General features: G+C 62.9%; 15 protein-coding genes. 5 read left to right on the top strand and 10 right to left on the bottom strand.

Translation table 11 applies throughout. The features are described 5' to 3' along the window. Nucleotides 1–13: 13 nt before the first annotated feature. The 6 genes from KI241_RS13485 to KI241_RS13460 all read right to left on the bottom strand — a co-directional run bounded on the left by KI241_RS13485 (nucleotide 14) and on the right by KI241_RS13460 (nucleotide 5,964). Entirely contained in the window at nucleotides 14–1,171 is a 1,158-nt protein-coding gene (locus KI241_RS13485) for a PatB family C-S lyase (protein ID WP_042732053.1), read from the bottom strand. Between the two features lie 94 nt (nucleotides 1,172–1,265). After that, nucleotides 1,266–1,703, bottom strand: a complete 438-nt coding sequence (locus tag KI241_RS13480) for a hypothetical protein (RefSeq protein ID WP_212803833.1) — start codon at nucleotides 1,701–1,703, stop codon at nucleotides 1,266–1,268. Nucleotides 1,704–1,724: 21 nt separating this feature from the next. After that, nucleotides 1,725–2,450: a nitroreductase family protein gene (locus KI241_RS13475; protein WP_042732051.1), complete on the bottom strand. Its 726-nt coding sequence runs from the start codon at nucleotides 2,448–2,450 to the stop codon at nucleotides 1,725–1,727. After that, the gene (locus tag KI241_RS13470; protein ID WP_080964346.1) at nucleotides 2,447–3,370 is read right to left on the bottom strand and encodes an alpha/beta fold hydrolase; all 924 of its coding nucleotides are present in this window, start codon (nucleotides 3,368–3,370) and stop codon (nucleotides 2,447–2,449) included. The genes KI241_RS13475 and KI241_RS13470 overlap by 4 nt, the downstream gene beginning before the upstream one ends. Beyond that, nucleotides 3,367–5,055 carry an AMP-binding protein gene (locus tag KI241_RS13465; protein ID WP_212803832.1) on the bottom strand — a complete coding sequence of 563 codons (1,689 nt, stop codon included), beginning with the start codon at nucleotides 5,053–5,055 and terminating at the stop codon, nucleotides 3,367–3,369. The genes KI241_RS13470 and KI241_RS13465 overlap by 4 nt, the downstream gene beginning before the upstream one ends. 111 nt (nucleotides 5,056–5,166) lie before the next feature. Next, the gene (locus tag KI241_RS13460) at nucleotides 5,167–5,964 is read right to left on the bottom strand and encodes a crotonase/enoyl-CoA hydratase family protein (RefSeq protein WP_123579067.1); all 798 of its coding nucleotides are present in this window, start codon (nucleotides 5,962–5,964) and stop codon (nucleotides 5,167–5,169) included. A 139-nt stretch (nucleotides 5,965–6,103) separates the two neighbouring features. Between KI241_RS13460 and KI241_RS13455 the strand changes: the two genes are divergently transcribed. Continuing rightward, nucleotides 6,104–6,679, top strand: a complete 576-nt coding sequence (locus KI241_RS13455; protein WP_212803831.1) for a TetR/AcrR family transcriptional regulator — start codon at nucleotides 6,104–6,106, stop codon at nucleotides 6,677–6,679. Here the strand turns inward: KI241_RS13455 and KI241_RS13450 are convergent. Then, nucleotides 6,676–7,290, bottom strand: coding sequence for a TetR/AcrR family transcriptional regulator (locus KI241_RS13450; RefSeq protein WP_244868278.1), 615 nt, complete (start codon nucleotides 7,288–7,290; stop codon nucleotides 6,676–6,678). The two genes, KI241_RS13455 and KI241_RS13450, sit on opposite strands and share 4 nt — an antisense overlap. Before the next feature lie 99 nt (nucleotides 7,291–7,389). Here KI241_RS13450 and KI241_RS13445 point away from each other — a divergent pair, with 99 nt between their 5' ends. Further along, nucleotides 7,390–7,785 (top strand): cupin domain-containing protein, encoded by a 396-nt coding sequence (locus tag KI241_RS13445; RefSeq protein ID WP_042729159.1) that lies wholly within the window; start codon nucleotides 7,390–7,392, stop codon nucleotides 7,783–7,785. A 72-nt stretch (nucleotides 7,786–7,857) separates the two neighbouring features. On the opposite strand, the gene KI241_RS13440 is transcribed toward KI241_RS13445, so the two are convergent. Together KI241_RS13440 and KI241_RS13435 are read right to left on the bottom strand one after the other, a co-directional pair. After that, entirely contained in the window at nucleotides 7,858–8,277 is a 420-nt protein-coding gene (locus tag KI241_RS13440) for a YeeE/YedE family protein (protein WP_042729158.1), read from the bottom strand. 1 nt (nucleotide 8,278) lies between these two features. Beyond that, complete coding sequence (locus KI241_RS13435) at nucleotides 8,279–8,713, bottom strand: YeeE/YedE family protein (protein ID WP_047738635.1); 435 nt, start codon at nucleotides 8,711–8,713, stop codon at nucleotides 8,279–8,281. Nucleotides 8,714–8,886: 173 nt separating this feature from the next. On the opposite strand from KI241_RS13435, the gene KI241_RS13430 reads away from it, so the two are divergent. Together KI241_RS13430 and KI241_RS13425 are read left to right on the top strand one after the other, a co-directional pair. Next, nucleotides 8,887–10,293 (top strand): hypothetical protein, encoded by a 1,407-nt coding sequence (locus KI241_RS13430; protein ID WP_212803830.1) that lies wholly within the window; start codon nucleotides 8,887–8,889, stop codon nucleotides 10,291–10,293. A gap of 164 nt (nucleotides 10,294–10,457) precedes the next feature. After that, the gene (locus KI241_RS13425; RefSeq protein WP_042729155.1) at nucleotides 10,458–10,976 is read left to right on the top strand and encodes a hypothetical protein; all 519 of its coding nucleotides are present in this window, start codon (nucleotides 10,458–10,460) and stop codon (nucleotides 10,974–10,976) included. Nucleotides 10,977–10,988: 12 nt separating this feature from the next. Here the strand turns inward: KI241_RS13425 and KI241_RS13420 are convergent, their stop codons facing one another. Then, nucleotides 10,989–11,858, bottom strand: a complete 870-nt coding sequence (locus KI241_RS13420; RefSeq protein ID WP_042729154.1) for an AraC family transcriptional regulator — start codon at nucleotides 11,856–11,858, stop codon at nucleotides 10,989–10,991. A 196-nt stretch (nucleotides 11,859–12,054) separates the two neighbouring features. Here KI241_RS13420 and KI241_RS13415 point away from each other — a divergent pair, with 196 nt between their 5' ends. Further along, nucleotides 12,055–13,503: an MBL fold metallo-hydrolase gene (locus tag KI241_RS13415; RefSeq protein WP_080922042.1), complete on the top strand. Its 1,449-nt coding sequence runs from the start codon at nucleotides 12,055–12,057 to the stop codon at nucleotides 13,501–13,503. The last annotated feature ends 109 nt before the right edge of the window (nucleotides 13,504–13,612 follow it).

Below are 13,612 nucleotides of genomic sequence, written 5' to 3'. Positions count from 1 at the left end.
CCTGCGTTTCAAACTATTTCGTACACACCCTGGCCTTGAGGCTGCGTTCCATCCGCGCAATGCCTTCCTCCAGCAGCGTCCGCGGGCAGCCGAAGTTCAGGCGCACGAACTGGCCGGCGTCATCGCCGAAATCCAGGCCGGCGCTCAGGCCGACCTTGGCGTTCTGGAGGAAGAACCCCTGCGGATCCTCCAGCCCCAGCGCCGAGCAATCCAGCCAGGCCAGGTAGGTGCCCTGAGGGACCGTCATGGTGATACCGGGCAGGCGCGTCTTGACCGCTTCCACCAGGTAGTCGCGGTTGGCTTGCAAGTAGGTCTTCAAAGCTTCGAGCCACGGGCCTGCTTCGCTGTAGGCCGCGCAGGTCGCTTCCAGCCCCAGGGCATTGACGCTGTCGACCATGCCGGCGCGGGCAGCGTTGACCCGCTCGCGCAACCTGGCGTCCTGGATGATGGCGAACGAGGTCTTCAACCCGGCGATGTTATAGGCCTTGCTGGCGGACATCAGGGTGATGGTGCGTGCGGCAATTTCCGGGCTGAGGGAGGCGGTCGGAATGTGCACGCGCCCGTCGAAGCACAGGTCGGCATGGATCTCGTCGGAGATGATCCAGGCACCCTGTGCCAGGCAGATATCAGCCACTGCCTGCAACTCTTCGCGCCCGAACACCTTGCCCAGCGGGTTGTGGGGGTTACTCAACAACAACGCACCGCCCCCTTGCAGGGCGTCACGCAGCGGGCCGAGGGGCGTATGGAACTCGCCATTGAGCGCATTGAAACCCAGTTCGACCTTGTTCAGTTGCCAATGCCCCGGGGCGTTGCGCAGCGGCGGGTAGTTGGGCACCTGCACCACGACATTCTGGTCGGGCGCGACCAGGGCGTGCAGGGCCATGTTGAAGCCCGGCTCGACCCCCGGCAAAAACACGATCTGCTGCGGCTCGACCCGCCAGGCGTACTTGTTCCACAGGTCGGCCACGACCGCTGCGCGAAGGTTGTCCTGGGCCACGCTGTAGCCCAGCATCGGGTGTTCGAGGCGCTTGTGCAGCGCCTCGATGACCACGGGCGGGGCAGGGAAGTCCATGTCCGCCACCCACATCGGCAGCACGTCGGCCGGGTAGCGACTCCATTTGGTGCTGCCGGTGCCGTGGCGCTCGAACACCGTGTCGAAATCGAAAGTCATGGTCGTTCCATCAGTCCGGGAATTGGGATGGGGGCCATGATAAAGCAAAGATTCGTTGAAAAAAGGGGCCTTTGTGGGTGAGGGCGGCAGGGTTTCAGCGTTGCACCATCAGGTAGAACCCGCAAATCAGTGCCACGCCGCCCGCCGGGATGGCCAGCATGGAAATCAGGTCGATCAACCTGGACTGCCGGATGACGGCGGCGAGGTCATCCCTTTGCGCCGCGGCATGGCGCCTCAAAACCGGTATGACGCAAAGCACGTTACCCAGCACGGCGACAGTACCGGCGACGACTTTCAAGGCGTAGAGGCCGTCGAGGCGGGACGGCTCGATCAGCAGCAAGCCACTGATCAGGACCACGCCGAACGCCGGTGTCTCGAAGAGGAGATCTATCCGGCGATGCAGCGCGGCCACGGTGAAGCCCTGGCTTCGGCTTTGCGCCCGACCTCGTTCGATCAGGTACTCGACCGCGACGACGCCTAGCCAGAAGGCCACGGCGAACAGGTGCAATTGCAGCAGGAGGTCGACTCTCATGATGAACACCTCGGCAGGCTCTTAATGCCAGGAAACGCTTTGTTCGAGCGGGAAGCGCAAGCGCGGGTTGTAGACCGCGCGTTCTCCCGGCATCCCGACGGCCAGCAGCATGATCGCGTTGGCATCGCGAGGGATGGGCAATACGCGCTTGAGGCGTTTCTCGTCGAAACCCTCCATCGGGCAGGTGCTGTAGCCGTGGCTCTGGAAGGCGAGCATCAGGTTCTGGGCCGCCAGTGCCGTCGATTTCACGGCCCACAGACGCATCTGCTCCTGGCTGTTGGGCGTGCGCATGACCGCCCGTCCCAGGCCCGCCAGCCTGACCCATTGGCGCTTGAAAAAACCACGCCACCCCATCCACCCCTGGTTGTATTGGAAGGGGGCGGTATTTGTATAGAACCGCTCGATGGCTTCAGGCACCGAGGGGGCGGGCCAGAACCTGAGTACATCACGGCACGCCTGGTCCCAGGTGCCGGTGCGCGCCAATACGGTGATGATCAGGGGCGCCTTGGCTGCGCTCTGGCCGAGGCACACCCGGTGCAGGCGCTGGAGGACCGCAGGGTCGCGTACGACCTGGAAGCTCCACGGCTGCAGGTTGCAGGAACTGGGCGCCAGCATCGCGAGTTCCAGGCACTGGCGAATGACGTCATCCGGCACCACCTCGGCCGTGAAGCGACGAACCGCGCGCCGGCTGTTCACCAATTCACGAAAACCTTCGGCATGGCCTGTTCGGGGCGCCGGAGCGTTCATCGGTAATCCCCCGTGCCGTTGCGATGCCGTGGCGCCGCCGATTCAAGTGAAGCGCTGAACCAATCGAGCATCTCATCCCAGGCCCGAGTGGCCGACGCGCGGAAGTAGCCCATGTGCCCGATGGCCTGCTGGGGTGAGTCGGGCGCAAGGTCGCGGGTCAGCACCGGCGCATTTCGATACCCCTTGATGAAGGCATCCCGTGACACGGGTGGCGCCCAGGGATCGTCGATCGCGTTGGCGAACACCACCGGCAGGCGTACCTCGGCGTACAGATCGGCGACGTGCGCCATGGCCGGGTCGTCGAAAAAATAATGGGGATGGGCGCACCAGCGTTTCCAATCCTTGTAGACGCCCAGCGGTAAGTCATCGCCCATGCCTAGGATGCTCCACGCCATGTAGCCCTTGCAGGCGACAATCAACGGCAGCACCCATGTCCACAGCAGGCGAACCTTGAGGGCCTCTAGCCGGGGCATCCATCCGGCCCAGCCGGCGCCGGTCCCAAAGCAATAGGCCGCGGTGATCCGATCGTGGTTGGGTAGCAGGCCCAGTGCGTGCCCGCCAAAGGAGTGGCCCACCCAAAATAGCGGGGTGTGACCGTCGTCCATGAACTCGACGGCTACGGCCAGGTCTTGGTACCCCCAGTCCAGATAAGACATCTCGAAGCCTTTGAGCGTCTTTGGGCGAGACTCACCGACGCCCCGGTAATCGATGGTCAACACGTTGAAGCCACGCGCGCTGGCGTGTTGGGCAAAGCGCCGATAGAAGCGTTGTTGCACGCCCGTCGCGCCCGCCATGATCAGGTTACCCTTCGGCGTGCCCTGGGCGCAGTAGCGGGTGGCGGCGAGACGAAAACCATCGCTTGTTGTCAGGTTCACCTGATCGATGACTGAGAAGGCCTTGGACGTTACAGGTTTGCTCATGAGGGGTGTTCCGTTCGTGCGGCGGCGATCAGCTCTTTGCGAAGAATCTTGCCGACGTTGCTCTTGGGTAATTCATCCCGGAAGACGATGCGACGGGGGCGTTTGTAGCTGGCCAGGTGCTCCTGGCAGTGGGCAAGTACGTGGGCTTCATCCAGGGTCGAATGCCGTCGTACGACGTAGGCGATCGGGACTTCGCCGGTCTTGTCATCGGCGGCCGGCACGACCGCCGACTCAATCACGCCGGGGTGAGCGTTGAGCACCCGTTCGATTTCCGAGGGGAACACTTTGAATCCCGAGCAGATGATCATCTCTTTCTTGCGGTCGATCAGGCGTAGGTAGCCATCGGGGTCGAACACTCCAATGTCTCCGGTACGGAAGAAACCGTCGTGGGTGAAGGCCGAAGCGTTCTCCTCGGGGCGCCGCCAGTACCCGGTCATGACGGCTCGGCTGCGGACGCAGATTTCTCCTTCGCCGAAAGCGACCGCCTGGTCGGCGTCATCGCGCAGGGAAATTTCAATCCCGGCAACCGGCAGTCCCACGGAGCCTGGATGTGATGTGCCGGCGGGGTTGCAGGCGATCAGGCCGGTCTCGGTCATGCCGTAGGCCTCGGTGATCGGGCAACCCGTCACCTGTCGCCAACGTTTGGCCGTGGTTTCGCTCACCGGCATGCCCGCCCCAAGGCAGAGTTTCAACGTGCTGAAATCAAGCGTCCGAAAGGCCGCGCTGTCCCCCAGCGAGTTGTACAGCGTGTTGACGCCGGGGAAGCTGCTGATCCGGTGCCGGGCCCACTCCTTGACAAGCGCCTTCGTGTCGCGCGGGTTCATTACCAGGACCGCTTTGCCCCCCTTGGCCAATGTGAACAGCAGGTTACCCAGGCCGAGGATGTGGTAGAGCGGCACCGCGAGCATCAGGGTGTAGTCGCTTCCAGCGGTGTGCTCCAGGTGCGTTCGCAGGGCGGCGTACTGTTGGGCAACGTTGAAGAGCAGGGCATCGTGGGTGATAGGCACGCCCTTGGGGTGGCCAGTGGTGCCGCCGCTGTAGATCATGAACGCCGCCTGGTCGGCTGCAGTGGGGCGCCGCTGGCCGAGGCTGGCCGGCCTCGTCGCGACCACTTTTCGCCAGGGAACTGCGCCGTCGACCTTGTCGGACTGAACCGCAAGACGTCGCCGGGCCACCCAATTGACCAGCGGACGCCGCCAGCCCAATTGGTCGCCGGGGGCAATGTGCACCGCGATGCCCGTACCGGCCTCGGCCATGGCGTGCCTCACGCTCGCGGCCATGGGGCCGAAGAAAAACACCGCCTTGATCTCCGCATCCTTGAACACGTGCGCCAGTTCCTGCGCGGTATACAAAGGGTTCACGCAAACGGGTATGAGCCCTGCGCGAATCGCGCCGAGGCAGGCGATCGGATGGGCCAGCATGTTCGGCAGCGCGACAGCCACCCGGGCACCGGGCTGCAATCGCTGATTGATGAGCCAGGTCGCGACCGATGCGCTCAGCGCTTGCAGGCGTGCATAGCTGATGTCCTGCCCCCATGCAGACAACGCCGTTGACTGCGGGTTGAGGGATGCGCGCTGATGCAGCAGCTCGTCGACAGTGGTCGCTTCGAGGTCGAGGTTCACGCTTGCATTGCCTGTTACGTTGACCAGCTTCAGCCTTGCGCAGTCGTTGTTCGAGCCGTTCATGCTTGCTCCATCCCGCAGGGACCGTTTGAAGTTATCCGGGCGCCCCGATCAGTGGCTCGGCCAGTGCTGCCGAACCCGTTGCGATCGGGACGTCCGGGCGGCGTCGGAGGGTCAGCGACCTTTGAACACCGGCTCACGTTTTTGCATCATCGCCATCACGCCTTCGCGCACGTCTTCGCTCTTGATCAGCGAGAACAGCAGGGCATTGAGGTTCGAGAGCGCGGCGTCGTCGCCTTCATCCCGAGCCTGGAAAGCCGATTGCAAGGTGGCCTTGATGGCCAAGGGGGCAGCCTTGGCGATGCGCTCGGCGTATTCGAGGGCTCGGGTCAACTCCTGGCCGGGCTCGACCACTTCGGTCAGCAGGCGCATGGCCAATGCCTGGTCGGCGTCGAAGGCTTCACCGGTCAGCATGTAGCGCATGGCGTTGGTCCAGCCGGCGGCCTGGGTGAAGCGAACGGTCGAGCCGCCAGAGGGTGGAATGCCCCGCAGCACTTCCAGGTGGGCGAAGCGTGTGTTGCTGGCGGCGATGGCAATGTCGGCGTTGAGCACCAGTTCGATGCCGGCGGTCCAGCAGGTGCCTTGGACGGCGACGACCACGGGCTTGGTCCGACGCGGTTTCGACACGCCCCAGGGGTCAATGCCTTCGTCCGGGTACTGGAAACCACCCGAGGCCAGCTTCGGCGCCAGTTCCATCAGGTCGAGGCCGGCGGTGAAGTGTTCGCCGTGGGCGAACAGCACCGCACAACGCGATTGCTCGTCGCGCTCGAACTCACCGAAGGCCAGGGCCAGGTCGGTGAGCATGGCACTGTCGAAGGCGTTGCGTTTGCCCGCCCGATCAAGGCCGATCAGGAAAAGATGGCCACGTTGCTCGCGGGTGACGCGACCCGCACCGCTGTTTGTTTCGCTCATGTAGGGCTCCTGGACACTGTTCAGTTACTTAACGTACGTTTGGTTTGCAGAAACTAAACAAACATTCGGTAACCGTCAAATTGAGACGCCCAGGCTTATGTCATAGAATCAATCCCACTGATCGAGAGCAGGACTGACCGTGCGACCGTTGAAAATTCCCCGTGATGAGCTGCTCCAGCGCTGCGCAAACACGTTCAAGCGCCTTGGTTACCATGGCACGACCATGGACGCGCTGTCGTCGGCGTGCGGGTTGACCAAGGCTTCGTTCTATCACCATTACTCCAACAAGGAGTCGTTGCTGCGCGATGTGCTGGAGTGGACCCATGCCGGCCTCAAGCAAACCTTGTTCGCCATTGCCTACGATGAAAGCCGTTCGCCCCAGGAGCGGTTCGCGGCGATGGGGCGCAAGGCCAGGAAGTTGTTCCAGCAGGATTCGATCGGCTGCCTGATGGGGGTGGTTGCCATCGACGCCACGTACGGCAAGACCGAACTGATGGAACCGATCCGCGCCTTCCTGGACGACTGGACCGCCGCGTTTTCCAGGCTCTTCATCGGGCGCTACGACCAGGAGCAGGCCACCGCGCTCGCCCGGCAACTGGTGGCTGATTTCGAGGGTGCGATCCTGTTGACGCGCATCTACGGCGACGCGGGCTACCTGGACGGCGTAATCGCGCGCGGCGTGCATCAGTTGGAAGCGGCCGAGATCGCCGGTTAGACCGCCAGCGCCTGCTCCAGGGTTTGCTTGAGTTCCTGCCAGATGACGTCCAGCGGTGCCGTGCTGCGGGCGGCCCGGCATAGCGCGACCGAGCCTTCGATGGCGGCGATCGTCAACAGCGCCAGGCTGTGGGCCCGCGTGGGCGCTACACCTGCGTCCGTCAAGGCCCGGACGATGATCGCCTGCCATTGAGTGAATATCCCGTGGGCTTGATCCAGCAACTGCCGCTGGACTTGCCTTTCCAGCTCACTCTCGGACTCGCCGCGCTGGTCGGACACGTAATGTTCGACCGCCACGGCCAACACCGCGCAGCCGGCTTGGAACGCTGTGTCTTCGAGGGCCTGGCGCCACCTGTCGACAAACCGCTCCAGGCCTTCGACCGGGCCTTTGCTGCTCAGCAGTAGGGCCAGCGGCTCGCTCACTTCCCGTCCCGCATGGTCCACGGCCGCTTCGAGCAGTTGACGTTTGCCGCCGGGGAAATGGTGGGCGATGGAACCGCGTGGCGTGTTCGAGTGACGCACGATTTCCCGCATGCTGGTGGCGGTCATGCCTTTTCGCCGCAGCAAGTCCGCCGCGCCGGCGATCATCCGGTCCCGAGTCGAAATTTTCATAAAGTTATGCCAATCGTCATATTTGGGTGTAGGCTCAGCTCCGACTATGCCATTTGTCATAAGTCGCATCCATACATTCCTGCACGAGGTATTGAAGACATGACTGCGCGTCCCCGACTGCCCAACCCCATCGACTCCGTAGCGCTTGCTTCATTGAACACGCCAGATGGCTGGCTGGCCTATCCGTTGGGTGACGATGTCATCGAGGGCCAACCGGACACCCGCATGAAACTGCTGCGAACCGTCGGCGTGAAAACCCCGCACAAGTCCGTCGCGTTCTTTACCTCGCAACCGGCGAAGTTTCACTGGCGTTTTGACAACGATGAAGCCTTCGTGCTGATTGAAGGGCGTATCGCGATCACGATGGACACCGGTGAACGCTTTGAAATGGGGGCGGGCGACGGCGTGTCGATTCCGGCCGGGCACACGGGAATCTGCGAGGTGTTCGAGTTCAGCCGCAAATTCACCGTGGTCACCAGCGGCACCGCCGACTGACGGTGCAAAGCAGTTGCACGGCTGCCCGGTGGCGAAGGGACTGGCTTGCGCCGCCGGGCATTGGACTGTTCATCAACGCAGGTTTCGGCGCTCCAGGGCGCTGAACAACAGCATGCCCACCAGCATCGCCACGCTGAACAGGATGACTTGCCAATGCCCTGTCAGCAGCAGTGCAACCGCGGGGCCGGGGCAAATGCCGGCGATGCCCCAGCCGATGCCAAACACCAGGCTGCCACCGATCAGGCGCCGGTCCAGTTCGCGCTTGGCCGGCCATTGCATCGGGTTGCCCAGTAATGAGCGTGAACGGCGGCGGGCCCAGGTCAGCGGGCCAATCGCCGCGCCTATCGCACCGGCCATCACCAGGCCCAGGGAAGGGTCCCAGGCGCCGCCCAAGTCCAGGAACGCCAGTACTTTTGCCGGGTTGGTCATGCCCGATAGCAGCAGCCCGAAGCCAAACAGTACACCCGCGATAAAAGCCGTCAACTTGACCATGTCAGGCCCCCAGCACATGGCGCAGGATGAACACGGTGGCGAAACCGCTGAACATGAAGCAGGCCGTGGCCACCATCGAACGCGGTGAAAGGCGGGAAAGGCCACACACGCCATGGCCGCTCGTACAGCCCGAGCCGTAGCGGGTGCCGAGGCCCACCAACAGGCCGGCGACCGCAAGGCCAAGCCAGCCGCCCTGGAATTCGATTCGCGGCGCCACGGCAAACACACCCCATAACAGCGGCGCGACCAGCAAGCCCAGCAGAAACAACGCCTTCTCATCGACGCCTTCGCTGCCACGTTGCAAAAGGCTGCCGATCAGCCCGCTGATGCCGGCGATGCGACCGTTGGCGATGACAAACAGGGCGGCGGCGAGGCCGATCAATACGCCGCCGGCGAGGGAGGACCACGGAGTGAAGTTGAGCCAGTCGATTGTCATGATGGGGTCACTGTTGCAGGGTTGCCGCCGCGCCGAGCCTGGCACGGCGAAAATCCAAGTGTCGTCCTGTGATGCAGTTCTTACAACTGCATTGAAAGGTCGGCCTGCTGTCGCGATGGGGGCGAGCTTGTCGTTACACTGCGCCTCCCCGATTTTCAGCAAGGAAGCGATGGATGCGTTCGCTTGTCAGTGGTGTGCTTCTTTCCGCGGCCCTGGTGGCGCCGGTGATGGCTGAACCGCGCTCTTTTTCGGTCAATGACCGCGACGGCCAATACCGGGTCGACGTCCTGTTCCCGAACCCGCCCGAAGACCCCGAGCAACTGGCGCAAGCGTTCATCACCGTGCGCGACAACAACACGCAGGCAGTCTTGCAGCAGTTGCAGACGCCGGCCGGCAATGTGCCGGTCGATCGCGACGGCAAGGTGAACCCCTGGCTGCTAGGCCCCTTCAGCCTGTTGTATTTCGCCGACTTCAACTTCGACGGTCGCCAGGACCTGGCGATTCGCAACGGCACGGACCCTGAGTCGCGCTACAAGCCGATGTTCGACGTCTACCTGCAAGACCCGAACAAACCCCAATGGGTACTCAACGCCGCCCTGACGGACCTGGCGAAGCAAGCCAGCAGCGGGATGTTCTCGGTGATTGCCCTGGACCATATCCTGTTCACCCAGACCGACCGCGGCTGCTGCTCGACCCGTACCACCCAGTGGCAAATGCAGGGTGACGCGTTGGTCCGGCTTCGCTCTTCCAGCGAGGATGAGGTCGAGCCGAGCGAGCTTGGCGACAGCTCCAGCATGCCCAGCGGCTATAAACGCCAGACCTACGGTGAGTTGAAGGACGGCCAGTGGCACCAGCAGACCAGCCTGAGCGGGCCGGACTACGAGGACCCGATCATGCTCAAGGGCACCGTCGGCGGCAAAGTCCCGGTGGACCTCTGGTACCAGCAACAGGGCGCGCTGATGATCGGTGAAGTGCGCTATACCAAGGGCGGCAACGGTAAACCGATCAAGCTGGCCGGCTTTATGAACAACGACGGCGATGACAGCTACGCGGTCCTCCAGGAATTTGCCGACGATGGCCGCCAGACAGGTATCTGGCGGATCACTCAGGGACAGGCCGAGCCCTACGACTTCACCGGCACCTGGATCAGTGGCGTCAAGGGCAATGACCGGCAAATGGCGGTCATGCTGCACGGTGATGCGGGCGAACCGGATGTCGAAGCGAGCGGTAAAGTCGGTTCCGCCCAGCGCAGCGGTCATTACCAGATGCGTAAGGACGCCCAGGGGCACGACGCCGACCTGGACTTGAAGATCCTGCCCGAGCGGGATGCCGAGGGCAGGGAAGTCGCAGAGTTCACCGTGACCGTGAGGGACGCCGCGACGGCCCGGGAAGTCTTGCGGGAGCACCAAGTGGTGCCAATGGACGCCGACAACCTGATCATCGTGCGCGGGCCACAGGCGTTGGGCGACGGCGGACCTTATCACATACAGCTGTTACCCCACTTCGCGGTCATCAGCCACAACGAAGTGTTCGAGTCCCCGGAGGATCTGCCGGGGATGTACCTGAGGCGTCAGCCTTGATTTCAGGGCGGCTGAGCCATTGGCTTGGCGGGCAGGCTTGCTCCCTTAGGTTATCGGGGTGGAGCTTGCCTGCCCGAAATTCGATAGCAAATTCCCATCCACGCGCTAACATCCGCGATCATCTCCAACACCTTGGATCGCTCATCATGAAAGGATCTCTCACCATGACATTGCGTCTGCTTGCCGCCAGCCTGTTCCTGTTTTCTTCCCTGACCCACGCCGCCGAGCCGGCCAGTGTGCCCAAAGCCCTGCAAGAGCAGGTCGGACACCTGGTGGCACTGCTCCAGGACAGCTACGCCACCGGCTACCCCGAGGCGACCACGGCCCAGACCTTGAACACCGGCGAGGAAAGCCAGGTGACGCTCGCCGTGTTCACCATCGAAGGCTTCGGCGGCGGCAACAACTACAGCCAATACCTGGCCGCCTTCACGCCTGAAGAAAACGAAGAAGGCATGCTGCATTACAGCCTGCTGGACGTCATCCGCATTGGCGGTGACAGCTGGCGTTCGATCGACAAGCTCAATGCCAAGCTGGTCAGCGACCCGGCGGGCGAGCAAACCCTGATCGACATCCCCGTGATGGAAAACACCGACGACGACGCGCCGAACTTCCCCAGCAAGACCGGCGTCATCCACCTGTCCCTGGAAGGCTCGAACGCCCAGCGACTGGTCGAGGTCAAGTAACGCGTCGCGCCGCTACTGCAGCGGTACATACACATCCGTCTGCCATTGGCTCTTCGGCGTTTCGGGATAGACACTCAGGTATTCGAAGAACAGCGGCTCATTGCGCAGTTCTTCGCCACTGTTGGGAAGCCAGTCGCGATAGATCGGATAGATCGTTTCGCCGATGTGATCCGGCGACCCCGAATGGCGCACCACCACGTAGCGTCCCCCGGCAATGACGTGTTCGCGAATGCCGAATTCATTGGGCACCACGGCCTCGTGAATTTCACCGCAAATGGCGAAGCGGAACGCGTGCGCCGGGGTCGTGTCGGGGTTGCTGTAGGGAATGCCGAACGTCCGACTGGACGCCACCGGCGATTGCCCGCTCTGCCTGCGCCACTCGACGAATGTGCGCACACTCTCGTCGACGCGTTCGGAAGGGCCGCAGTGTTCAAGCGCGGCGACTCTGACTTCGGCACGTTGCACGATTTTGACTTGCATGATGATGGTCCTGGAAAAGTGAGGGATGGCGAATACCGCATTCCAGACCTGCCAGTTTGGCGCCTTGCGGAAAACGCTCGGCGACCGGCCGAATGCTCGTCTGAACGCTCTGCTGAAGGCTTCGGGACTTTCGAAGCCAGCACTGAGGGCGGCATCCAGCACCGAACAGTCTGCCTGGGCGGTGAGCCGGTGTGCCGCCTGTCGCAGCCTCATCAGTTGCACATAGCGTGAAACGGACACCCCGACGAACGCCGTGAACTGTCGATGGAAATGAAACGCCGAAAAGTTCGCCACCTGGCTCAGCGCATTCACCGATAAGTCTGCTTCGAGATTGGCCTCGATGTAGGCGAGTACCGCGTTGAAGCGTTTCAGGTACGCGTGGTGGTTCGGCATGTCAGGCACTGGAATAACCTTCCTGGAAGTACGGTCGGCAATAGCATCAACGATAGCCGGTAGAGATACCTAGCCGTGCTTGCTCAAGGCGTCGATTCCCGCTCAGCCCACCATCGCGCGTGGCGAAGGGCATTAACCGGCGGAAACTATCTCGCTCGGCGCGTTGCCGAAAAGACGTCAAGCCAGCGTCCGCCAAGGAAACCTGATGAACAACCCGAAAGTCATTCACCACGGTGCGCACGAAGGTGTGACCGGCTCGTGTCATCAGGTCTGGATGGACGAGACCTACAGTCTGCTGATCGACTGCGGCCAGTTCCAGGGAGAGGACGAGGGGCAGGGCGGGAACGATGCGCTGGGCCTGGATTTTTCCATCGAAGGCATCAAGGCCCTGATCGTCACGCACGTGCACATCGACCATGTCGGGCGGATTCCCAACCTGCTGGCGGCGGGCTTCGAGGGTCCGATCCTGTGCAGCGAGCCCTCGGCGCGGCTGTTGCCGATCGTGCTTGAGGATGCGTTTCGCCTGTCGATCAGTCGCGATCAGGAGCAACTGGAGCGCTACCTCAAGGTCGTCGAGCAACGGATCATTGCCTTGCCCTATGGCAACTGGTTCACCCTGCACGAAACCGATCAGACCCGTTGCAAGGTGCGCCTGCAACCGGCCGGGCATGTACTGGGTTCGGCGTATGTCGAATTGCAACTGGACGAGGAACCGGCGGGCAGGCGCGTGGTGTTCAGCGGTGACCTGGGAGCGCCACATTCGCCGATCCTGCCTGACCTGGTGCCACCTGAGCGCGCCGACCTGCTGATCATGGAAAGCACCTACGGTGACCGCCGCCACGAAGACCGGGCCCATCGCCGCGAGCGCCTGTTGGCCGCCATCGAGCGGGCGTTGGCGGACCAGGGCACGGTGCTGATCCCCTCATTCAGCATCGGCCGGACCCAGGACCTGCTGTATGAACTGGAAGAGATCCTTCACGAAAAAGGCCTGTCCAGCCCGGCCTGTGAGCCCCAGGCCAACGCCAGGAACGGCGCTGCAGATATCGACTGGCCGCAGATTCCGATCATTCTCGACTCACCGCTCGCCAGCCAATTCACCCGCACCTACAAGGAGCTGCAGGGCTTCTGGGATGACGACGCCCGGCAACGCCTGGAACAAGGCCGCAAGCCGCTGTCCTTCAAGCAACTGATCACGGTCGACAGCCATGATGAACACCGACGCATCGTCGAGCACCTTACCGACACCGCTCGTCCCGCGATCGTCATCGCCGGCAATGGCATGTGTTCCGGCGGGCGAATCGTCAACTACCTCAAAGCCATGTTGGGCGATCCGAGGCATAACGTGGTGTTCGTCGGCTATCAGGGCAAGGGCACGCCTGGGCGGGACATTTTGACCCACGGGCCGGAGGGCGGATTCGTGATGCTGGAGGGCGCTCGCGTCGACATCCGTGCCGGTGTCGACAGCGTCAGCGGCTACTCGGCCCATGCGGACCAGGCTGACCTGGTGGGCTTTGTCACCGGAATGAAGGCCTGGCCCGGGGAAATCCGCCTGATCCACGGCGAGGACCAGGCCAAGCAGCGCCTGGCCGAGGTGCTGCGGGCGAGATACCGGGAGGCGGGCCAGGAGGGCCAGATCTCCATTCCCCCGTCGTGATCGGCCGGCGCTGGAGGGAGACTTGTCGCATAAATTTGAATTACACGACGTGGCTCGCCAGAATCGCGCCCCGATCCGGGCAAAAGGTGCCGGACGTTGAGGGTCAAAG

It is taken from the genome of Pseudomonas sp. Cab53 (genome assembly GCF_018325965.1).
Taxonomy (GTDB): Bacteria; Pseudomonadota; Gammaproteobacteria; order Pseudomonadales; family Pseudomonadaceae; genus Aquipseudomonas; species Aquipseudomonas chlororaphis_E.
This window is presented reverse-complemented; position numbering and strand designations above follow the sequence as displayed.